Origin of the sequence: Sneathiella sp., assembly GCF_036844445.1 — a bacterium.
In the GTDB taxonomy this organism is placed as follows: Bacteria; Pseudomonadota; Alphaproteobacteria; order Sneathiellales; family Sneathiellaceae; genus Sneathiella.
This window is the reverse complement of the sequence record NZ_DAIUFV010000002.1, coordinates 261,111-282,625: the sequence shown is the minus strand read 5'-3', so window position 1 is coordinate 282,625 and position 21,515 is coordinate 261,111. Positions and strand designations below refer to the sequence as shown.

The following is a 21,515-nucleotide window of genomic DNA, read 5'->3' as shown; positions in this document are numbered from 1 at the left end:
CGGAGAGGTTCCGCCTCTCCGGTTTTTTATTTTCTGCGCGCAGAGATTCAGAATTCGTCCCAGGCGACGGGCTCTTGTTCATAGGGCAGATAGAGCGGATGCTTCGGCAGGCCCTGCTTTGTCAGGGCGAGGACATGCGGGCGAATGTCATGCCGGCGCAGCAGTGATTTCACCGCCTGATGGCGGTTGTGGTGCGTGCCGTGCGTGCCCCAGGCGCAGATCACCATATCAGCGGATTTAGCGGTCTCGATCAGCACCGCATCATTATCGGGGCCGACAGGGTCGGCCGATGCCTTGAGATTGCGGGGGTCGGTCGCACGATAGGCGAAGAGATTGACGACATCCAGTGCCTTGAATCCCATACGGATCGCCCGGCGGTGGCAGCGCTCGATCGTTGGATCGTTGCGCGTCGCATCGGCGGTGGAGGGGTTGAGCATGATAAAGGCGACGCGCGGCCCCGTCTCCCAACGCCGCCAGAGGTGATAGCGATAGGCATTGCATGGGCTGAACACGGCGCCGCTATCGCGAAAATAGTCAATCTGCATCTGAACTTCCGAAGCTCTCCCCGGTCGTTCCGGGGCGCCAGATCGGGCGCTTTTTCATAATCTCGGTAAACGCCCGGCTGCCGACCAACCCGTTGAGCCATGCCCGCAGTTTCGGATAGGGCGCGGCTTTGAACCAGTCCGGATCGACATTGGCGAACTGCCGGATGAAAGGGAAAATTGCGATATCCGCGAGACCGTGCGTCTCGCCATGCAGATAGGGGGCGGCGAGCCTTGCTTCGAGCGTTTCGAGAAATGTCTCGCCCTCGCGCCGGTAAGTGCGCTGCGGATGATCCGGGAAGCGCACATGATATTTATAGCGATCAAGGCTCGACTTGAACGGCCCATCATTCTGACCGATCAGCTCACGCGCGGCGTCAAGCGTCGCCGCCGTTTCCGGTATCATCCGATGCGGATCATGCCCGCGCAGTGCCCAGAGCATGATGTCGAGGCTCTCGTCAACCACGCGGCCGCCCGGGTGTACAAGCACCGGCACCGTTCCTTTCGGGCTTGCCGCCAGCATCGAGGCGGGCTTGTCTTTCAGCAGGATATTGCGAAGCTCGACGGTCCGGCCCGAGTAATAAATCGCAAGGCGCGCGCGCATGGCATAGGGGCAGCGGCGGAAGCTGTAGAGGACGGGACGGGTAGTCTGTTCGGAAAAGGTCGCGGCTGTTGTCATATCGGATTGATGCGTCGATGCAGGCGCGCTTGCGCCGATCGCCCCAGCCTAGCGGATACAGCCGCTAATTACCAGCGCAGGCGGTTTGCTCGGCGGCGCATGGCCGCCCGGAGCGACTCTTTGCGTTCAAAATCGATATCAACCACCGGCTCTTCGGTAAAGTCGAAGGCCGGGATGTCCGAGGCGGCGGCCTCACCCGCTTCGTAATGTTCCGTTGCCCCCGGACCGGCGTTCCGCGCAAGGTGCAGATCGACGACCTCCACCGTCTCGCGATAGAGCGGGCGGCTTCGCATCCGCTCCCGGGTTGGTGATTTCAGGATGTCAATTTCCTCAGGCGCGAGGTCGGGCGAGATATGAAAATCCCGCCCTGGCGTGGACGCAGACGCGGCGCCGGCCGACGAGGCGCTTTGTTTCGCCCGGCATTGCTGCGCGCCGGCAGCCTCGCCAAGGCGCATTTCCGGCGCCGGATCGGCAAAGGCGATCGGCTCCTCGAAGGTTTCAAATATTTCCATCTTCGGAGGCGACGTGCGATAGCGGCGCGAGCGGGCGCGGAACGCTTCGTCGCGGGCGCGCTCCCGTGACTGGTCCTGCTTCTGGCGGGCGGCCGAGGCTTCGGCATCCTTGAGGTGCGGCAACTGCATCTCGATCCGCTCGACCAGCGTCAGCATCGCTTCCTTCAGCCGCTTGTTGCGTTTGCGCAAATTCTGGTTCTCGGCCAGCAGCACCCGTTCCCGCGCGGAAACGATTTGGGCCTGACTGAAGAGAGGTTTTCCAGGATTCTGTCGAGCAAAGCTCATTTGTTGCGCTCTTCCCCGTTCCATCCTTAATGTGATTGGGAGCAATCGTTCTTGCGCCGTAAAATGCGGCTTATGTTGCGAGGCGTATTTTAACGGGAAAAAATGGCTAAAACTACTGAAAATCTAAGTTTTATGGTTAATTTCAATAAAAATTGATACAATTTCTTCTAATGGGCGTAAAACGGGCCGAATAGCGGCGAAAATTAACGCTTGTCCACTGCGCCCGCAGGGAAATTTCGCAAAAATCTCACAGTATGTCATCGGCTTATGGTTAATATTTCCGGAATCCGGCGGAGGCCATGCGGCGACCTTACTTGCTCGCCGCGATGATATCCTCGGTTCTGCAGGACGCCGTCGTGAAGCGCCTTTCGATCTGGCAGTATTTATTCATATCCAGAACGTAATGGCCGGTGCAGCTGTTGAAGCTCAACCACGCCTGGTAGCGGTAATCGTCTCCCATCTCCCCGCCGGCATAATGATGCGTCAGATAGACGATTTCCGAGATCTTGCTCCGGTCAATATGGGTCCGGTCGAGATCCTGCTCGACGACCGGTTTGCAGTCTTCCGGCTCGTAGGCGGTAATCTGGCTCGGCAGGTAGTCCGAATTGCCGGCGCAGGAGGCAAGGGACGCGAAAAGCAGTCCGCAAAGGCTCAGTCTGGTTATGGTTCGCATGGTTCCTACCGGATAAACATTCGCCAAAGAAGCGGCGGTCAGGGATACTTTCCGCCTGTCGGGATAATTTAGCTCTCTCGCGGGGGAAATTCAATTCACATGCGCTGCCCCCGGCGAGGATCAGCTCGCGATCGTGATTTCAAGGGGCGTCAGCCCCTCTCCCTCGGCAATCAGATGATCGCCACGTAGAACGGGCCCAACCCCTGCCGGCGTTCCGCTATAGATCAGATCCCCGGGGGCGAGAGTGAAAGAGCGGGAAAGATGCGCAATCACCTCCTCGATCGACCAGATGAGATCGGTGGTTGATCCGGACTGGCGAACATCGCCATTGATGCGAAGGCTGATCGCCAGCGCGCCGGGGCGGGCGACACGATCGGCCGGCGTGAGCGCGCCGCACGGCGCTGACTGGTCGAACGCTTTACCGCTGTCCCAGGGTCGGCGTGTCTGTTTGGCTTCCTCCTGCAGATCGCGGCGGGTCATGTCGAGACCGATCGCATAGCCGAAAATATGCGCGCTCGCCCGGCTCGCAGAGATATTCTCACCGCCCCTGCCGAGCGCGATGACAAGTTCAAGCTCATGATGCAGATTGCGCGTCAGCTTCGGATAGCTCATGCGCGCGCCGCTCTCCAGAATGGCGTCGGCGGGCTTGGTAAAGAAAAACGGCGGTTCGCGATCCGGATCGCTTCCCATCTCCCGGGCGTGATCGGCGTAGTTCCGCCCGACGCAGAAAATTCGCCGGACGGGAAAGCGCGCGTCGCTCCCCTCAATGGGCAGAGAGGTCTGCGGCGGCGGGTCAAAGATATAGCGCATGGGAGATCCTCTTGCGGGTTACGGGTTTTCAGCGTTGTTCTGCCAGCTCTGAAGATCCTTCAAGAGCGTTTCCTGCGCGGTCTTGTTGAGGGAGCGAACCCAATCGTGAAACCCGCGGCGAAGGTCCGCGGCGGTCAGTTCTTCGTCATAGGCGTTGAACAGTATTTCCTTGTATTCTTCGAGCGTTGCGCATTCAAACTCGTTATCGCGGGGGTCGAAGGCGGCCAGCTTTTCGGCGACCTCCGGTCGCGCCATGGCTGCGAAGAAAGGAATATCCTCCTCAAGATCATACCCGCCCCAGCCGAGCCACCAGGCATCGCTTTTCGGCTTGTCGAGATTCCACGCATAGAAGACTTCCGCGGTGATATCCCGTGCTGCCCGCTTGGCGATGACCTCGAGATTCTTGGCGTCCTTCGTCTCGGAGAAAAAGACCCGCGCGACTTTGAAATAGCCGATGCCGTCGGCGTCCCATGCGGAAAAGAATTTGTCGAAGCGGTTTTGGCTTTTCACCTGAATATCCTGTATGGGGAGTAAGTTTTCTATTCGTCGATTGTCGGGCGCAATTTGTCAAGGGCGCGGCGATCAGATTTTGTCGGCCGCCCTGCGCCGGCATCGCGCACTGCAACGGGGGCAGGCGCGGCAGGGTCTGCCTCCTTTCGCTCGATCGGCGCGAGGTCTTCATAGAGCGTGCGGGCTTCCGTCGCCGGGCCGCGGCGGGTTCCGATATCCAGCAGGCGGACGACGCGGATATGTTTTCCTTGCGCGAAGGTCAGCACATCCGCCGCCTTGACCACCGCGCTCGCCTTCGTCACGATGACGCTGTTGATGCGAAGCTTGCGCGACTGCACGACCTTTGCCGCAAGGGAGCGGCTTTTAAAGAACCGCGCATACCAGAGCCATTTATCGACGCGAATGCTGTCCGAAGATTCCGTGCCGGTATCGCTGGTCATTGATTATTTTTTGCCGAGCGTCTTCAGGATCGCAAAGGGCGAATCGGGATCGATTTCCTTTTCCTTCACTTGCGGGCGCTTCGGTTCAGGGCGCTTTCCTTTGGCTTTCTTGATGTCGGGCGCCGCAGCTTTCTGCGTGCGCTCTGCCTGCGGCTTCGGTCCGCGCGCCTTCTTGCGGAAGGATTTCTTGCGATAGGTGATGTCATCGCCCTCGCCCTCCGCGACATATCCGAGCTTGTCGAGAATAAGCGCGAACTGCTCACGCGTGGTGCCGACGAGCGAGAGCATTTCATGGGTCGGCCGGAAGGGAAGATTGCGCGGCAGGTCTTTTTTCCTGTCGCTAGTCTCCGAAGCCGCCGTAGCTGCCGCCTCTTCGCGCTCGCCCGTGGCGTCAGCCGCGCCATCAATCTCGCCGGCTGAGATTTCCGTCTCTGCCTCTATCGCGTCAAGCGGGGCGCCGGACGCTTCTTCGGCCGGGGGCGTTATATCCTCCGCTGCAGGGGCCGCCGTTTCCAGCGATACCTCCAGCGCAGGCTCGGCAGCAACATCGGGCGAAGGGGGCGTGTCCGGCGCAGTCGCGTCGGCGGAGGCGGCGGTTTCCTCATTAGCGCTTTGCGCTGCGGGAGTGGGACTGTCCGCGGAGGCAACGTCCGGCGCTGCACCTGCGGGAGCCGGAGAGGCCGGCGTTTCCAGCAGTCCCCTTGATGCGCGGCGAAGAAGATTGGCGAGCCGGTCCAGCATATCGAGACGGACGGCGAGCTTGTCAAATACCGCGTATCCCGCCGTCATATAGAAGGTCCAGGGCAGCTTGCCGTCGATCTCGAACGAGACGCGGCCGGCGGGCGGTGCCGGCGGTATTTCGCGCCGCTCGTGATAGATCGCCCACAACAGGCAGCGGAGCGCCGTCGGATCGGGCTTCAGCAGGATCGGCATAAAGACATGCTCATAGCCGACGCGAATGCCGCCGAATTTGAGCCGCCCGTAATCCTTTTTATCGAGCAGGCGAATCTGGTCGTTGAGCTTGTAGCGCTGGATGGCGCCGAGATTTTCACTGAGCTGGAAGGCGATTCCGCGCGCCGGCGCCGGCAGCGGCAGGGATTCGAGCTGCACCAGCGGCTTCAGCCGGGTCTCGATCGTCTTTGCGAGCCATTCATTCAGGCGCCGCATCACCGCTTCCTGCGCCGGGCCGTTCAACTGCTCACTGGCGAGCAGGACAATCTTCGGCTTCAGGATGCTGTCGCCCTTGGCGAGGCTTGCAACCGGTGTCTCCTGCCAGACGATCTTTCCTTCGGGATCGAGAGAGAGTTCCGCATCCTCCGCCCCGGCGAGACGGGCCGCGCGCGCCGCGATCTCGGCGGCGACCGCCTTGTTTCCGGCATTTCGGAGGGTTCTTGCTTCCGTGTTATTGAGGCTGGTGTCGGCAGTGAATCGCAGCCCTTTCAGGGTGCCCAGATAATGTCCTTCAACATGGACCTCTCCGGCTTCGTTAATCTGTGCTTCCAAGTGACTTCTGTCTTTCAGTTTACGCACCAGCATCGCAGTGCGGCGATCTACAAATCTCTGGGTCAGCCGCTCATGCAGAGCGTCTGAAAGTTTATCTTCGATGGCACGGGCCGCATCCTGCCAGTACCGGCAATCGTCAATCCATTCCGAAACGTGGGAAATATACGTCCAAGTCCGCGTATGAGCAATACGGGTTGCGAGGGTGTCGATATCCCCATCAATTTTATCGAGGCTTTTAAGATGCCCGGCAACCCAGTCAGTCGGCAGTTTTCCGCGTTTTCCCTGTAGATGAAGGAATATCTCCCGAAGCAGCCGGACATGCACGTCATGCATGGTTTTTCTGAAATCCGGCACCTGGCAGACCTGCCAGAGCTGACGCACCTGGCGGAGGGATTGTGAATGGCGGCTGACTTCCTCGTCCCGGATCAGGGATTTGAACGCGTTATAGTCATCGGGATCGCGCGGCGAGATCATGCCGTCAACCGTGGGCAGTTTCTCGAGCGAGCGGAGGAGATCGCGCGTCGTCGCGAAATCGAGCGCGTGGTTGCGCCAGCGGATATTGCGGACCGGATCGAACTCGTGATTCTCGATTTTTTCGATCAGCTCCGCTTCCAACGGTTCCACATTCGCCGTGGTGCCGAAGCTGCCGTTGTTCATGTGACGCCCGGCCCGGCCGGCAATCTGCGCGAATTCCGCCGGATAAAGCCGCCGCGACAGGGCGCCGTCATATTTCACCGTGCCGGCAAAGGCGACATGCTCGATATCCATATTGAGCCCCATGCCGATGGCGTCCGTCGCGACGAGGTAATCCACATCGCCCGACTGGTAGAGGGCCACTTGCGCATTCCGCGTGCGCGGCGAGAGATTACCCATCACGATGGCGGCGCCGCCGCGATAGCGCCGCACCAGCTCGGCGATCGCATAGACATCGCTCGCCGAGAAGGCGACGATGGCCGTGCGCGGCTTGAGGCGGGAGATTTTCTTGGGCCCCCGGTAAGTCAGCTTGGAAAAGCGCGGGCGGGTGATGAAGGACGCATCCGGGATCAGCCGCTTGATCCACGGGCGAATGGTTTCCGCGCCCAGGAACAGCGTCTCTTCCCGTCCGCGCGCGTATAACAGGCGGTCGGTAAAGATGTGGCCGCGCTCCGGATCCTCGGCGAGCTGGATTTCATCGACTGCGAGAAACTCAAAGCCGCGATCGAGCGGCATCGCCTCGACCGTGCAGATAAAGTAAGCGGCCTGCGAGGGGATGATCTTCTCCTCCCCCGTCACCAGCGCGACATTGGCCGCGCCCTTCACCGCGACGACCCGCTCATAGACCTCACGGGCGAGCAGGCGGAGCGGCAGGCCGATCACGCCGTCGCGATGCCCCATCATCCGCTCGACCGCGAGATGGGTCTTGCCGGTATTGGTCGGTCCGAGGATGGCGGTGACGGGACTGGCCTTGAATGATCGAGGAGATATGTTGCCGGGGTGCATTCCTTATCAACTCCGTTAGTGGAGGCGTCGCCTCAACTAGCATCTCGTCTGAATTCAGCCATACCGGAAAATGCGGCGTATTTCGGCGCTGATCCTGTCCCCTATATGGAGATTATGACGAAAATATCGCGCCCGCCGGACAAAAAATTGAAAATATCCGGAGCACGCGCTCGCAATGTTCAATATTGTTGTGGCAAATGTCCAGAAAATTGCGGAGAAAAAGGGCGGACGACGGGCGATTTCTCAAGCTAACGCTCGTTTGGTTTTTGAGAAATTTTATGATATAGCTCCCGCGCTATGTTACATTTAAACCGATCCGGCCGGGCGGTTGCGCCGATTTGCAGCAATAGAGCGGCGGAAGAATAAAAAGGTGGAAGAGAAGAATGAGCGAATTTCCGAAGCAGACTTTGCAGGATTGGGAAAAGCTGGCAGAGAAGGAGCTGCGTGGCCGCAAGGTTGACGAGCTGAACTGGGAAACGCCCGAAGGAATCACGGTCAAGCCGCTTTATACCCCTGCCGACGTCGCGGATCTCGATCTTGCGGACGATCTGCCGGGCGTTGCGCCGTTCAAGCGCGGCGTACGCGCCACCATGTATGCCAACCGCCCATGGACGATTCGCCAGTATGCCGGTTTCTCGACCGCCGAGGAATCGAACGCTTTTTACCGGCGCAACCTTGCCGCCGGCCAGAAGGGTCTTTCGGTCGCCTTTGATCTTGCTACCCACCGCGGCTATGATTCGGATCATCCGCGTGTTGTCGGCGACGTCGGGAAGGCGGGCGTCGCCATCGACAGCGTCGAGGATATGAAAATCCTCTTTGACGGTATTCCGCTCGACCAGATGTCTGTTTCCATGACGATGAACGGCGCGGTACTGCCGATCATGGCGAACTATATCGTCGCCGCCGAAGAGCAGGGGGTCACACCCGACAAGCTCGCCGGGACCATTCAGAACGACATTCTGAAGGAGTTCATGGTCCGCAACACCTATATCTATCCGCCGGCCCCCAGCATGCGGATTATTGGCGATATCATTGGCTACACCTCCGCCAAGATGCCGCGCTTCAACTCCATCTCCATCTCCGGCTATCACATGCAGGAAGCCGGCGCGACGCAGGTGCAGGAGCTCGCCTTCACCCTTGCCGACGGTCTGGAATATGCCCGCGCGGCGATGGCGAGCGGCCTCAAGATCGATGATTTCGCGCCGCGTCTCAGTTTCTTTTTTGCCATCGGCATGAATTTCTTCATGGAAATTGCGAAGCTGCGCGCCGCCCGTATCCTCTGGGCCCGCATGATCAAGGAGTTCGAGCCGAAGAACGAAGCCTCACTCATGCTGCGCACCCACTGTCAGACCTCGGGCGTCAGCCTGACCGAGCAGGATCCCTATAACAACGTGATCCGCACGGCCTATGAGGCGATGGCCGCTGTTCTTGGCGGGACGCAGAGCCTGCATACCAACGCACTCGATGAAGCGATTGCGCTGCCGACCGATTTCTCGGCCCGCATTGCCCGCAACACCCAGCTCATCCTTGCCGAGGAAACCGGCGTCCCCCACGTTATCGATCCGCTCGGCGGCAGCTATTATGTCGAAAGCCTGACCAATTCACTGGTTGAAGAGGCTTGGAAGCTGATCGAGGAGGTCGAGGAAATGGGCGGCATGACCAAGGCGGTCGAAAGTGGCATGCCGAAGCTCCGTATTGAGGAATCGGCAGCGCGCCGTCAGGCCCGCATCGACCGCGGCGAGGAAGTCATCGTCGGCGTCAACAAATACCGGCTTGAGAAGGACGACACCAATATCGAAATTCTCGACGTTGATAACACCGAAGTGCTGCGCCAGCAGGTCGCCCGTCTTGAGAAAGTCCGCGCAAACCGCGATGAGGCGGCCTGTCAGGCGGCGCTCGATGCCCTCACCAAAGGCGCCGAAGGCAACGCTAACCTGCTGGAGCTCAGCGTCAATGCGGCGCGGGCGCGGGCGACGGTTGGCGAGATTTCCGATGCGATGGAAAAGGTCTTTACCCGTCACCGGGCGGAAATCCGCTCGATTTCCGGTGTCTACGGCGCCGCTTACGAAGGAGATCAGGGGTTCATGAAGATTGCTGCGGATATCGAGGCCTTCACGGCTGAAGAGGGACGCCGTCCCCGCATGCTGGTCGTCAAAGTCGGGCAGGACGGCCATGACCGCGGCGCCAAGGTGGTCGCGACCGCCTTCGCCGATATCGGCTTTGACGTCGATGTCGGGCCGCTCTTCCAGACGCCGGCGGAAGCGGCGCAGGACGCGATCGAGAATGACGTTCATGTCATCGGCATTTCCTCTCTCGCGGCCGGTCACAAGACCCTGGTCCCACAGATTATCGCCGAGCTGAAAAAGCAGGGCGCCGAGGACATTCTGGTTGTCTGCGGCGGCGTTATCCCGGCGCAGGACTATCAGACGCTCTATGATGCGGGTGTTGCCGCCATCTTCGGGCCGGGCAGCAATATCCCCGAGGCGGCGGCGAAAGTCCTCGATCTGATCCGCAAACGGCGCAAGGCGGCTTGACCAACGCCCCGCCTGTCGCTGTATGATCACCAGCAGCGATTGAACTGGCGGGGAGGGAGCCGTGAAAATCATCTACAGCCCGGATCATGCCTGGCATGATCCGAAAACCTATTTCAAGGGCGGCACCTTTCACGCGCCGCAGGAAGTGCCGATGCGCGCCGAGGCCTTACTAGACGGCCTTCGCGCGGCGGGGCATGAGATCATCCCGCCCTCGGATTTCGGGCCTGGCCCGCGCGCAGCCGTCCATACGCCCGGCTATCTCCGTTTTCTTGAAACCATCCATGCGCGCTGGATCGCCGGCGGCCTCGGCGGGGAGGAAGTGCTCCCCAACATTCACCCCGGCAGGCATATGACCTCGATGCCGAGCGGCATCGTCGGCGAGGTCGGCCACTACACCACCGATCTTTCCGCCCCCGTCGGCCCCCGGACATGGGAGGCGGCGGTTGCGGCAAGCAATGTCGCGGTGACGGCAACGCGCCATGTGCTGGACGGGCTGCCCGGGGAGGCGCGTGCCTCTTACGCGCTCTGCCGCCCGCCCGGGCATCATGCGTTCAAGGATCAGGCTGGCGGCTTCTGTTTCCTCAATAACATTGCCATCGCCGCCGACTATGCACGGCGCGAGGTCTCCCGCGTCGCCATTCTCGACGTCGATGTGCATCACGGCAACGGCACGCAAGGTATTTTCTACGAGCGAGCCGATGTCTTCACCATCTCGCTTCACTGCGATCCGAGCGATTTTTATCCCTTCTTCTCAGGCTATGCCCATGAGCGCGGACGCGGGGCGGGGGAGGGGTACAATCTCAACCTGCCGCTTCCGCCCCTGACGGCGGATGACGCCTATCTTGAGTATCTGGAAGATGCGCTCGCCGCGCTTCGTGCCTATGCGCCGGATGTGATCTTTGTCGCGCTCGGGCTCGATGCCTTCGAGAAGGACCCACTCATCGGCCTCTCCATCAGCACGGAGGGTTTCTCGCGCATCGCCGCGGCCATCGCCCGCCTTGGCCTCCCGACCGTTCTCGTGCAGGAGGGGGGCTATAACCGCGATTATCTCGGCGCCAATATCGCCAGCTTCCTCGGCGGGTTCGAGAAGGCGCGCGGCGCCCGCTAAAGCCTGAAGCTCTCCGGCAATAGCTCGCCGATCGTCTTTGTGACGGGGCCCGCCTCCCCCTCATAGTGAACGGGGACGTCGGGGGCGGCAAATTCGGCAATCACCTGCCGACAGGCGCCGCAGGGCGAACAGGGGGCCGCCTCGCCCGCCGCATTCCGGTTCGTGATATAGACCGCGCGGAGCGTCATCGCTGCGCCTTCCGCCGCGACGGCGTTTGCGATCGCGTTCCGCTCGGCGCAGAGGGAGAGGCCGTAGGACGCATTTTCCACATTGCAGCCGCTGTAGACGCGGCCGCTCGCCGTCAGGACCGCCGCGCCGACCCTGAAGCCGGAGTAAGGGGCGTAGGCCGCCAGCAAGGCTTTTTCCGCTGCGTTTTTAAGCGCGTCTCTTTGCATGATCGTCACCGGAGGAGAAATCCGCCCGCGAGCGGATCACCATCTTCATAGGTGAATTCCGCCGTACCCGAATAATAGGCATGACCCTTTACCTCGACGGTGACGGCGGCATGCGGGCCGACCTTTGTGGCGGTCAGAAGCCTGCCGTCAAAAATGGCGCCTGTAATGCTTTCGAACTGGCAGACATCGCCCGGCTCTATTTCCTTGCGGGCAGCGGAGACGGCAAGGCGCGCCGTGATGCCGGAGCCCGTGGGGCTTCGATCCACCTGCCGGTCGGCGAAGACGCAGACATTGGCGCTCTGGGTTTCTTTCCCGCTTTTGCCGTCCGTCAGGATCGTGCCGTAGAGAAAGCCGAGATCCGCAGCGTCCGGGTGCGTGATCGGAATTTGCGCCTTGGCGGCTTCCGTGACGATTGTGGCCGCCGCCGTCAGGTCATCGACCGAGGAGCGTTTCACATCGAGGCCGAGGGTTGCCGCATTCAGGATGGCGTAAAAGGCGCCGCCATAGCCTATATCAATCTCGACCGGGCCGTACTCGCGCGTCTCGATGAACTGGCCGAGCTTGTAGGCAAAGGCGGGTACGCTCTCGAAGCGGACGGCGCCGGTGACGCCTTCATGTGTCTCGACCACGGCGCGGACGAGGCCTGCGGGGCATTGGATATTGAGCGGCGTCTCGTGCAGTTCCTTGACCTTCAGCCCATAGTCGAGCGCATACCGCCCGAGTGCGATGATCGCATGGCCGCACATGGTGCTGTAGCCCTCGTTATGCATGAAGATGACGGCGAGATCGGCGTCCGGATGATCCGGCGGCACCAGCAGCGCGCCATACATGTCTTTATGCCCGCGTGGTTCCAGCATCAGGAACTTCCGGAAATGATCGGCAGAGTCGCGCAAATACGCACGTTTCTCGAGCAGGGTCACCCCCTCCGGCACCGGCACGCCGTCCGTTACGATGCGCAAGGGTTCACCGCCTGTGTGCATGTCGACCGTCTGGATAGCGCTGATCATCATGTCCTCCCGGTTCGTTTCCTGAACAGGATAAGACGGATCGGTAAAATCTGGTAGGGCTTTCAATTCGCTTGACGAAGGCGCGGGATTTTCCGATATCCAAGGCTATGAATGATATGACAAAACAATCCGCCGAATATGTCGATGATCTTGCCACGAAGCTGCTGAAGGGAGATCGCCGGGCGCTTGCCCGCGGGATCACGCTGGTGGAATCGATCCGCGCCGATCATCGCAAGATGGCGCAGGCGCTGCTCGATCGCTGCCTGCCGCATACCGGCAAATCCATCCGCATCGGCATCTCCGGAACGCCGGGCGTTGGCAAATCCACTTTCATCGAGAGTTTCGGCAAGCTGTTGACGGGCGAAGGGCATAAGGTCGCGGTGCTCCCTATCGATCCCTCCTCGCGGCGGAGCGGCGGCTCGATCCTCGGCGACAAGACGCGCATGGAGGAACTGGTGCGCGATCCCAACGCCTTTATCCGGCCATCACCTTCCGGCGGCTCGCTCGGCGGCGTCGCGCGGCGGACGCGCGAAGCCATGCTGCTGACCGAGGCGGCAGGATTCGACGTCGTTCTGATCGAAACGGTCGGCGTCGGCCAGTCAGAGACGACGGTTGCTGAAATGTCGGATATCTTTTTGCTGCTGCTCGCGCCGGGCGGCGGCGATGAGTTGCAGGGCATCAAGCGCGGCGTTATGGAACTTGCCGATATCGTTGTCATCAACAAGGCGGACGGCGATCTGAAACCGGCCGCGGCGCGGGCAGCGGGCGAATATAAGGGCGCCCTCCGACTGATGCGGCCGAAAAGCAAGCACTGGAAACCGAAAGTGCTGATGATCTCCGCGATCAACAGTATCGGGATCGACAAGCTGTGGGAAGCTATCGGCAGCTACCGGACGGCGCGGGAGGCGGCGGGGGAGCTTGCCGAGCAGCGGCGCGAGCAATCGGTCGCCTGGATGTGGTCGGAGCTTCGTGATTCTCTGATGGCGCGCTTTCGGGCGCATAAAGGGGTTGCGGCGCGGCTTGAGTCCATGGAAGCGGACGTTCGCGCCGCCCGGATCCCGCCGGGGGTCGCCGCAGAGGAGCTCCTAAAGATCTTTTTGGGAAAATAGCGCGGGCGTCTGCCTTTCATGCTTGACGCCGCCGCTCGGTTTCCTTAAATAGCGGGCTTGCGTTCGGCGTCTTGCGCCGGCATATCGATTTATTTGGTTAAAGAGGTTCACTATGGCACGTCGTTGCGAATTGACAGGTAAGGGTGTTCAGGCAGGCAATAATGTCAGCCATGCCAACAACAAGTCCCGTCGCCGGTTTTTGCCGAATGTGCAAGAAGTCCGTCTGATGTCCGAGTCGCTCGGCCGCTCCTTCAGCCTGAAAGTTTCGGCAGCAGCGCTCCGCTCTGTTGAGCACAACGGCGGTCTCGACAAGTTTCTGCTGAAGGCCCGCGATGAGAATCTCTCGACGCAGGCGCAGCGGGTGAAGCGCGAAGTCAAAAAGGCGGCTGCCGCTGCATAAAGCCGGCCTCCGGATCACTTTTTTCAAGAACGGATGGGAGATATTCCCGTCCGTTTTTTTATTCTCCTGTTTGCCTCGCGACCCACTGCGTTCTATTTTTATCCCACTGCGTTAGCAACAGTCTGACAGGAGGGAAAAATGTATGCACGACGTGAAATCGTAAAGGGCGCGGCGACGCTGCCGCTCGCGGCAATTCTGGCCGATCCACTCCTTGCGCGCGCTGCGGCGGCCACGACGGAAAACGTCACCACGACGCTCAAAGACGGATCGACCGTCGGCGCCGCCGTCGCCTACCCGGAAGCAAAATCAGCGCCGGCCGTTCTGCTTGTCCATGAATGGTGGGGACTGAATGACCAGATCAAGTCCGTTGCGGTCGAGCTTGCGCGGGAGGGCTATGTTGCGCTTGCCGTTGATCTTTATGGCGGCAACGTCGCCTCGACGCCCGATGACGCGGGGCAGTATATGAAGGCGGTCAAGCCCGAAGTCGCGACGGAGACCCTGCAGACATGGGTTTCCTGGCTGCGCGAGAATGAGCGGACAACGGATTATGTCGGCACGGTCGGCTGGTGCTTTGGCGGCGGTTGGGCATTGAATGCGGCCATCGCAACGCCGGTTGAGGCGACGATTGTCTACTATGGCAGCGTTGCCCGCGACGCGGAGGCGTTGAAGGCCCTGAAAGGCCCGGTCCTGGGTCATTTCGCGGAGCAGGATAAATGGATCAACAAGGAAATGGTCGATGGCTTCATTGAGCAGATGAAGCTTGCCGGACAGCCCGCGCCGGAAGTCTATTGGTATGATGCCGATCACGCCTTCGCCAACCCGTCCGGCGGGCGCTATGACAGGGAGGACGCGCAACTTGCCTGGTCGCGCAGCCTCGCATTTCTACAGAAGAACCTGACGGCCTGATCCTACCAGCGATCGCCACGCGCGCGCTGCGAGGGCTTATTCTCGTCAAACAGATCCGCAAGCTGTTCCATCATCACGCCGCCAAGCTGCTCGGCGTCGATGATGGTGACGGCCTGCTGATAGTAGCGGGTCACGTCATGGCCGATGCCGATGGCGATCAGTTCGACGGAAGAGCGCGTCTCGATCCACTGGATCACATCGCGCAAGTGCTTGTCGAGATAGTTGCCGGGGTTGACGGAAAGGGTACTGTCATCGACTGGCGCGCCGTCTGAAATCACCATCAGGATGCGCCGCAGCTCGGGCCGGCCGAGCAGGCGATTGTGCGCCCAGAGCAGGCCTTCGCCGTCGATATTCTCCTTCAGCAGCCCCTCGCGCAGCATCAGGCCGAGCGACTGGCGGGCGCGGCGATAGGGATAATCGGCAGATTTATAGACGATATGGCGAAGGTCATTGAGGCGGCCGGGGTTCGCCATCTTGCCCTCTTCCAGCCATTTCTCGCGCGATTGTCCGCCTTTCCAGGCGCGGGTCGTGAAGCCGAGGATCTCGACCTTGACCGAACAGCGCTCAAGCGTGCGGGCGAGAACATCGGCGCACATCGCGGCAACCGAAATGGGCCGCCCGCGCATCGAGCCGGAATTGTCGATCAGCAAGGTGACGACGGTGTCGCGGAAATCCGTGTCCTTCTCGATCTTGAAGGAAAGCGGCAACTGCGGGTCGATCACGACGCGTGAGAGCCGGGCCGCATCAAGAATGCCTTCATCGAGGTCAAATTCCCAGGCGCGGTTCTGCTGTGCCTGCAGCTTGCGCTGCAACCGGTTGGCAAGCTTGCTGATCAGGCTGTGCAGATTGGTCATCTGCTGATCGAGCTGATGACGCAGGCGCGCAAGCTCCGCCGGCTCGCACAGATCGCCCGCCTGGACAACCTCGTCGAACTCGGTGGTATAGGATTTATACGCGGCGGCCTGTGGCGCATTGCGGAAATCGTCCGGATAGACGGGGCGGCGGTCGCGACCGGCCTCATCGCCGGTGCTCGTCGCCTCCATATCGGCGCTTTCGCCGGCGTCGGTATCGGTGCCGTCCTCGCCCGCCCCTTCCTGGGAGCTGGCGTCCTCCGCGGCGCTTGCGTCCTGGGATTCGTCCTCGCCTTCGCCGCTGCCGCTTTCGGCTTCCGGCTGTTGCTCGCCCTGATCCCCGTCGGCGTTATCGTCGCTGTCCGAAAATTCGCCTTCGGCATCGTCGATCAGGTCAAGATCGCGCAGCAGCTTGCGGGCCGCGCTCGCAAATTCTTTCTGATCGCGAATGGCATCCAGCAGCTCGGTGAAATCATCGCCGCTTTTCTCTTCGATCTCGGCACGCCACAGATCAACCATCGCCTTCGCGCTCTCGGGGATGGGGATCCCGGCGATTTTTTCGCGGGCGAGCAGCCCCATCACCTCGGCGATCGGGGCATCGGCTTTGTCGCTGACATGAGCAAAACCGCTTTCCCGGCAGTGACTGTCCAGCCGGTTGAACAGGTTATCGGCAACGCCTTTCATCCGCGCGGCGCCAATGGCTTCGACGCGCGCCTGCTCGATGGCGTCAAAGACCGCACGGGCCTCGCCCCCTTCCGGGGCGTAGCGGGTATGGAGGCTTTTATCGTGGTAGCGCTTGCTGAGCGCGAGGCTGTCGGCAATGCCGCGCACCAGCCGGACATCCTCGATCGGCAGGTCTCTCGCCGGGTTGGGCAGACGGGCGCGGTCGCCGGTTAGCCCCGGCGCATCGTTACCGTAGGTTACCTGTAACTCTTTCTCCTGCGCCATCGCCCGCATCGTTGCAGTGACGGCGCGCTTGAAAGGCTCGGCCGCCGATTCCTTATTTTTGATAAAGGCCACGGCGTTGCTTAGGCGACGATGTTGACAGCCGACTCAGGCAATTCCTCGCCGAAGCTGCGCTGGTAATATTCCGCAACGAGCGGTCGCTCCATCTCGTCGCATTTGTTCAGGAACGTCACGCGGAAGGCAAAGCCGATATCGCCAAAAATCTCGGCATTCTGCGCCCAGGTAATCACCGTTCGCGGGCTCATCACGGTGGAGATATCGCCGGCGATGAAACCGGCGCGGCTGAGTTCCGCGCAGGCGATCATGGACCGAATGATCTTGCGTCCCTTTTCAGTGTCATAGCTCGGGACTTTGGCGAGCACGATCTCATTCTCCACATCTTCCGGCAGATAGTTGAGCGTGGTCACGATATTCCAGCGGTCCATCTGGCCCTGGTTGAGCTGCTGCGTGCCGTGATAAAGACCCGTCGTGTCACCGAGGCCGACGGTATTCGTGGTTGCGAACATGCGGAATGCCGGATGCGGGCGAATGACGCGGTTCTGGTCGAGCAGCGTGAGCTTGCCTTCGACTTCCAGCACGCGCTGGATCACGAACATCACATCGGGGCGGCCGGCGTCATACTCGTCAAAGACGATGGCAACCGGCGACTGCAGCGCCCAGGGGAGGATGCCTTCGCGGAATTCCGTTACCTGCTTGCCGTCGCGCAGCACGATGGCGTCCTTGCCGACAAGATCGATACGCGAGATGTGGCTGTCGAGGTTGATGCGGACGCAGGGCCAGTTAAGACGCGCCGCGACCTGTTCGATATGCGTTGACTTGCCCGTCCCGTGATAACCCTGCACCATAACGCGCCGGTTGAACGCGAAGCCCGCAAGGATGGCGAGGGTTGTGTTGTGATCGAAGACATAGGTCGGATCCAGATCCGGCACGCGATCGGTGCGGACGCTGAACGCAGGGACCTGCATATCGCTGTCGATCTTGAAGACTTCCCGCACCGATACCGTAATGTCGGGCATATCAATTTTCAATTCCGGGGTATCGCCGGCAAGTTCTAAGGACTTCATAAGTACAATTCCGTATCACAAATTGTGGTATTTCTTTTACGGGCGAACCTTACGAGTTAGCGCAACTTCGCAGGTGTGTATAGGCCTGATTGATGTTTTTTAGAATTTCTTCGGCCTTTTTATCGCCGCCGCGTATATCGGGATGATATTTCTTTGCCAGCTCCTTGTGCCGCCGCTTTATCTGCTCAAGGCTGCTGCCCGGTTCGAGGTTGAGTGTGGCAAGTGCTGCGCGCGCTTTGGGATCGAGCGAGACCCGTGATTTCGTCTCCGCACTCCCGTTCTCCGTCCGAACTCCCGCCATCTCCTCGCGAAGATTGAACGGATCGTGATAGCTGTGATCGGCGCGCAACGTCGCCGTTCGGGATCCGAGTTTCCAGGTCGGCCGGTGCCCGGTGATATCCTGCGTGCGGTAGCGGAGGATCTCCTCATCCGACATCCCGGCAAAGAAGTTCCACGCCTTGTTGAATTCGCGAATATGGACAAGGCAGAACCACTGGTAATCCTCCGGTCCGCCGCGGTCGAGCATCCGGGTTTTGGGCGCGCGGAATTCCCCGGCTTCGCTACAGTCGGCATGCGCGCATTGCTTCTGCGTCTTCCCGGCGAATATATCGTCGAGGGATCTCTTCCGCGTTCTGGACATAATCATATTATGGATATCCGGCAGGACGGTAGCAAGGCTGGAAGCGAAAAACCGCATCTTTTTGACAATTTCGGGTGTCAATGCCGCATCAGAAAGGAAAAGCGTCGCCGCCGGCGCTATATTAATCGCGGTGAAGGGGAGGGAGATCTGGGCAGCCATGAAACTTTATGGCAGGATCGCCCTATCACTGATCAAGCAATCTCAGGAGGGATTTTCCGGAATGTCCGTTGCCAAGACCATCGAGCGCAAGCTGACCGAAGCCTTTTCGCCCCGCGAGCTGGAAATCGTCGACGAATCGCATCTGCATATCGGTCACGCGGGTTCGCATCCGGAGGGGGAAAGTCACTTCCGGGTCAATATCGCCGCCGATGCCTTTGCCGGAATGTCCCGCGTTGCCCGCCAGCGGGCTGTCTACAGTGTTCTTGCCGAGGATCTCGAGAACAGGGTGCATGCGCTTGTTCTGACAGTGCGCGACTAGATAGGTTGTCGTTTTCAAAAAAAATTTAACCATGGGTTGTTGAACTGATTATCTGCGCGCCTATATGCTCTTTTCGATAGTACAATATTGCTAACGGCAACTTATAAGAGCATAGCAGGAGGGCGTCATGCCGCAGGAAAGCCAAACCCTTGTAAACCGGAATATTTCCATCATCGACCCGAGCTCGGGGCAGCCCCATCGCACCAGCATCCGGCTGGAACAGATCGAATGGGCCGCCCTTAAAAATATCTGCGCGCGGGAAAGTATTTCGATCAACGAATTCTGTTGCCGCGCCGACAGGGATGCAAACCGCCGCGAGCACTCGCGCACCTCGCGTATCCGCTCCGCGATCCTCAGCCACTATCTCGATCGCGACCAGCGGCCGGATGCCTGATCTTCACAGCAGGTAGAGCAGCAGGACGGGGAGGGTAGCGAAGGAGAGGAGCGTCGAAATCAGCACCATCCCCGCCACATGGCTGTGCGCCCGGTGATAGCGAAGCGAGAAGAGATAGTTGAAAACCGCGACCGGCATGCAGCATTCGAGAATAAACACCCCGCGGGCAATGCCGTCGAGTGCGAACAGCGTGGCAAGCGCATATCCGACGGCAAAGCCGAGCATCAGGCGAAGCAGCGAAAGACCCGTCGCAAGCGGGATATGACGGAGCGACAGCCCGGCAAGGCTGACACCCAGCGCAAACAGCATCAGGGGGATGGTCAGGCTCCCGATCAGGGACGTGGTATTCATGATCGAAAGGGGAATCGAAATGCCGAGCGCCTTGACACCAAGGCCGATAACAACCGCGTAGATCAGCGGCGTGCGGAGGAGTTGCGCAAGCGATGTCGTCCCCGATGAGAGCCAGATGCCGACCGTGAACTGCAGCGTCGAGAAGACGGTAAAAAAAGCGATGCCAAGCGCAAGCCCAGCTTCGCCAAACGCGAACATGCAAAGCGGCAGGCCCATGTTGCCAACATTCGGAAACATGATGCCGGGCAGGTAGTCGCGGATATCGAGGCGGCAGAGCCAGAGGACAAGCAGGCCCACGGCGCCGAAGAGGACGGCCGCGAGAAACGCGAGAAAGGCAAACTCAAGGAAGCTCCCGAGCGCCATCTCAAGCCCGGCCAGCGTCGAGAAAATCAGCATTGGGGCACCGATATTGGTCACGATGGCGGTGACCGTCTCGGTGTGAAAGACGCGTCCCGTTCTTGCCCAGAAATAGCCGAGCCCCGCCGTCCCGACGACCGGGGCGATGATGTTCAGGAGAATTTCATACATGGCCCCTGCGTCCCCGTCGGGCAGATCCCGTCAGACCCCTAATGTTCAACGGGCGTGATCTTGAGTTCGGTAATCTGGTTATGTTCCTTTTTTGTGATCTCGAAGCGGTGGCCGTAGAAGATGAAGGCCTGCCCGACATCCGGAATGATCTGCGCTTCGTGAATAATCAGCCCGGCGATCGTGGCCGCCTCTTCATCGGGAAGCGACCAGTTGAAGTGACGGTTCAGGTCGCGGATTGTCACCTCGCCGCGGGTAATGATACTTCCGTCCTTGCCGCTGCGCACATCGATTGCCGCGAGGTCATGCTCATCTTCGATGCTGCCGACGATTTCCTCGAGAATATCCTCAAGCGTCACCAGCCCCATCAGCGCGCCATATTCATCAACGACAAGGGCAAAATGGGTCTTGCGGGTGAGAAAGGCATTCAGCTGGTTGCGCAGCGTCGTCGTTTCGGGCACGAACCAGGGTTCAGCGGCAAGTGCCTCGATATCGACCTTCTCATATTCGCCGTTCAGCGGAATGAGGGCGCGCAGCAGATCCTTTGCGTGAATGATGCCGATGATATTTTCGGTGTTTTCCTTCCAGAGCGGCAGCCGCGTATAGGGGCTGCCAAGTACCTGATCGATAATCTCGCGCATCGGTTTCGAGCAATCGACCATTTCCATATTCTTGCGGTGAATCATGATATCGCCGAGCTCAACCTCGTCCATATCCATGATGGTGTCGAGCATCTGCCGCTCATGCCGGATGATGCCGGCGTCTTCCGAATGCAGCTCGATTGCGCCGCGCAGTTCGTCCTGCGCCGCATCGCTAACGCGAGCCGCATCCGCCTCCTCGCGGCCCATGCCGAGAAGTTTCAACGTCGAACCGACGATGAAATTGACGATCGCGACGGCGGGCGCGAACAGGGCAACGATAGGCGGCAGTAGCGGACCGACAAAAAGCGATACCGGCACGGCGCGCCGCAGCGCAATGGTTTTCGGCATCACTTCCGAGAAGACGACGATGAGAGCGGTCATGATCGCCGTTGCGTAGGCAACGCCAATGTCACCGAACAGCGTGATGAAGATGCTGGTCGCGAGCGCAGAGGCGAGAATATTGACGAGGTTGTTGCCAAGAAGGAGGGCGCTGATCAGCCGGGCGCTGTGATCGCGCAGCCGGTTAACGATCGTCGCCCGTTTGTTGCCGGCCTGCGCCATCTGATGCAGGCGGGCGCGCGATGCCGCCGTAAGCGCGGTTTCCGATGCCGAGAAAAAAGCCGATAGCGCCAACAGAACAAAAATCGCGATCGACGAAAGAATGAGAGCAATATTCATTTCCGTAGTTCCTGCGCCTCCATTCGGGACTGCAT

At 60.1% G+C, this 21,515-nt stretch carries 22 protein-coding genes; 7 read left to right on the top strand and 15 right to left on the bottom strand.

Going from position 1 to position 21,515, the window contains the following annotated elements; genetic code table 11:
* Positions 1–47 precede the first annotated feature (47 nt).
* The 8 genes from V7Z56_RS04695 to V7Z56_RS04660 form a co-directional block, all read right to left on the bottom strand.
* Positions 48–545 (bottom strand): DUF1643 domain-containing protein, encoded by a 498-nt coding sequence (locus V7Z56_RS04695; RefSeq protein ID WP_334128203.1) that lies wholly within the window; start codon positions 543–545, stop codon positions 48–50.
* Entirely contained in the window at positions 535–1,221 is a 687-nt protein-coding gene (locus tag V7Z56_RS04690) for a glutathione S-transferase (protein WP_334128202.1), read from the bottom strand. The genes V7Z56_RS04695 and V7Z56_RS04690 overlap by 11 nt, the downstream gene beginning before the upstream one ends.
* Before the next feature lie 68 nt (positions 1,222–1,289).
* Entirely contained in the window at positions 1,290–1,946 is a 657-nt protein-coding gene (locus tag V7Z56_RS04685) for a hypothetical protein (protein WP_334128201.1), read from the bottom strand.
* Positions 1,947–2,328: 382 nt separating this feature from the next.
* Positions 2,329–2,691, bottom strand: a complete 363-nt coding sequence (locus V7Z56_RS04680; RefSeq protein WP_334128200.1) for a hypothetical protein — start codon at positions 2,689–2,691, stop codon at positions 2,329–2,331.
* Positions 2,692–2,811: 120 nt separating this feature from the next.
* The gene (locus tag V7Z56_RS04675) at positions 2,812–3,501 is read right to left on the bottom strand and encodes a fumarylacetoacetate hydrolase family protein (protein WP_334128199.1); all 690 of its coding nucleotides are present in this window, start codon (positions 3,499–3,501) and stop codon (positions 2,812–2,814) included.
* A gap of 18 nt (positions 3,502–3,519) precedes the next feature.
* Positions 3,520–4,011, bottom strand: coding sequence for a hypothetical protein (locus V7Z56_RS04670; protein ID WP_334128198.1), 492 nt, complete (start codon positions 4,009–4,011; stop codon positions 3,520–3,522).
* A gap of 29 nt (positions 4,012–4,040) precedes the next feature.
* On the bottom strand, positions 4,041–4,451 hold the full coding sequence (locus tag V7Z56_RS04665) for an RNA-binding S4 domain-containing protein (protein ID WP_334128197.1): 411 nt from the start codon (positions 4,449–4,451) through the stop codon (positions 4,041–4,043).
* A gap of 3 nt (positions 4,452–4,454) precedes the next feature.
* Positions 4,455–7,433: a helicase-related protein gene (locus V7Z56_RS04660; protein ID WP_334128196.1), complete on the bottom strand. Its 2,979-nt coding sequence runs from the start codon at positions 7,431–7,433 to the stop codon at positions 4,455–4,457.
* A gap of 383 nt (positions 7,434–7,816) precedes the next feature.
* Between V7Z56_RS04660 and scpA the strand changes: the two genes are divergently transcribed.
* Complete coding sequence (gene scpA, locus V7Z56_RS04655; protein ID WP_334128195.1) at positions 7,817–9,967, top strand: methylmalonyl-CoA mutase; 2,151 nt, start codon at positions 7,817–7,819, stop codon at positions 9,965–9,967.
* 61 nt (positions 9,968–10,028) lie between these two features.
* Positions 10,029–11,075 (top strand): histone deacetylase family protein, encoded by a 1,047-nt coding sequence (locus V7Z56_RS04650; protein ID WP_334128194.1) that lies wholly within the window; start codon positions 10,029–10,031, stop codon positions 11,073–11,075.
* Here the strand turns inward: V7Z56_RS04650 and cdd are convergent.
* Entirely contained in the window at positions 11,072–11,470 is a 399-nt protein-coding gene (gene cdd, locus V7Z56_RS04645) for a cytidine deaminase (protein ID WP_334128193.1), read from the bottom strand. The genes V7Z56_RS04650 and cdd overlap by 4 nt on opposite strands.
* Before the next feature lie 5 nt (positions 11,471–11,475).
* Complete coding sequence (locus tag V7Z56_RS04640) at positions 11,476–12,477, bottom strand: proline racemase family protein (protein WP_443023756.1); 1,002 nt, start codon at positions 12,475–12,477, stop codon at positions 11,476–11,478.
* Between the two features lie 116 nt (positions 12,478–12,593).
* On the opposite strand from V7Z56_RS04640, the gene meaB reads away from it, so the two are divergent.
* The 3 genes from meaB (at position 12,594) to V7Z56_RS04625 (ending at position 14,892) form a co-directional block, all read left to right on the top strand.
* Positions 12,594–13,586 (top strand): methylmalonyl Co-A mutase-associated GTPase MeaB, encoded by a 993-nt coding sequence (meaB, locus tag V7Z56_RS04635; protein ID WP_334128191.1) that lies wholly within the window; start codon positions 12,594–12,596, stop codon positions 13,584–13,586.
* A 112-nt stretch (positions 13,587–13,698) separates the two neighbouring features.
* Positions 13,699–13,986 (top strand): 50S ribosomal protein L28, encoded by a 288-nt coding sequence (gene rpmB / locus V7Z56_RS04630; RefSeq protein ID WP_334128190.1) that lies wholly within the window; start codon positions 13,699–13,701, stop codon positions 13,984–13,986.
* Positions 13,987–14,124: 138 nt separating this feature from the next.
* A complete protein-coding gene (locus V7Z56_RS04625; RefSeq protein ID WP_334128189.1) occupies positions 14,125–14,892 on the top strand; it encodes a dienelactone hydrolase family protein in 768 nt (255 codons plus the stop codon).
* 2 nt (positions 14,893–14,894) lie between these two features.
* Here V7Z56_RS04625 and cobT read toward each other — a convergent pair whose 3' ends face one another.
* Genes cobT through V7Z56_RS04610 form a run of 3 tightly spaced genes read right to left on the bottom strand, consistent with a single transcriptional unit; the run spans position 14,895 to position 18,413 of the window.
* Positions 14,895–16,763, bottom strand: a complete 1,869-nt coding sequence (cobT, locus tag V7Z56_RS04620; protein ID WP_334128188.1) for a cobaltochelatase subunit CobT — start codon at positions 16,761–16,763, stop codon at positions 14,895–14,897.
* 8 nt (positions 16,764–16,771) lie between these two features.
* Positions 16,772–17,773: a cobaltochelatase subunit CobS gene (cobS, locus tag V7Z56_RS04615; RefSeq protein WP_334128187.1), complete on the bottom strand. Its 1,002-nt coding sequence runs from the start codon at positions 17,771–17,773 to the stop codon at positions 16,772–16,774.
* A 49-nt stretch (positions 17,774–17,822) separates the two neighbouring features.
* Complete coding sequence (locus V7Z56_RS04610) at positions 17,823–18,413, bottom strand: J domain-containing protein (protein ID WP_334128186.1); 591 nt, start codon at positions 18,411–18,413, stop codon at positions 17,823–17,825.
* A gap of 220 nt (positions 18,414–18,633) precedes the next feature.
* Here V7Z56_RS04610 and V7Z56_RS04605 point away from each other — a divergent pair, with 220 nt between their 5' ends.
* Together V7Z56_RS04605 and V7Z56_RS04600 are read left to right on the top strand one after the other, a co-directional pair.
* Positions 18,634–18,891, top strand: a complete 258-nt coding sequence (locus V7Z56_RS04605; RefSeq protein WP_334128185.1) for a BolA family protein — start codon at positions 18,634–18,636, stop codon at positions 18,889–18,891.
* Between the two features lie 127 nt (positions 18,892–19,018).
* Complete coding sequence (locus V7Z56_RS04600) at positions 19,019–19,285, top strand: ribbon-helix-helix domain-containing protein (protein WP_334128184.1); 267 nt, start codon at positions 19,019–19,021, stop codon at positions 19,283–19,285.
* A gap of 3 nt (positions 19,286–19,288) precedes the next feature.
* Here V7Z56_RS04600 and V7Z56_RS04595 read toward each other — a convergent pair whose 3' ends face one another.
* Together V7Z56_RS04595 and V7Z56_RS04590 are read right to left on the bottom strand one after the other, a co-directional pair.
* Positions 19,289–20,164: an AEC family transporter gene (locus tag V7Z56_RS04595; RefSeq protein ID WP_334128183.1), complete on the bottom strand. Its 876-nt coding sequence runs from the start codon at positions 20,162–20,164 to the stop codon at positions 19,289–19,291.
* 38 nt (positions 20,165–20,202) lie between these two features.
* A complete protein-coding gene (locus tag V7Z56_RS04590) occupies positions 20,203–21,480 on the bottom strand; it encodes an HlyC/CorC family transporter (RefSeq protein WP_334128182.1) in 1,278 nt (425 codons plus the stop codon).
* Between the last annotated feature and the right edge of the window lie 35 nt (positions 21,481–21,515).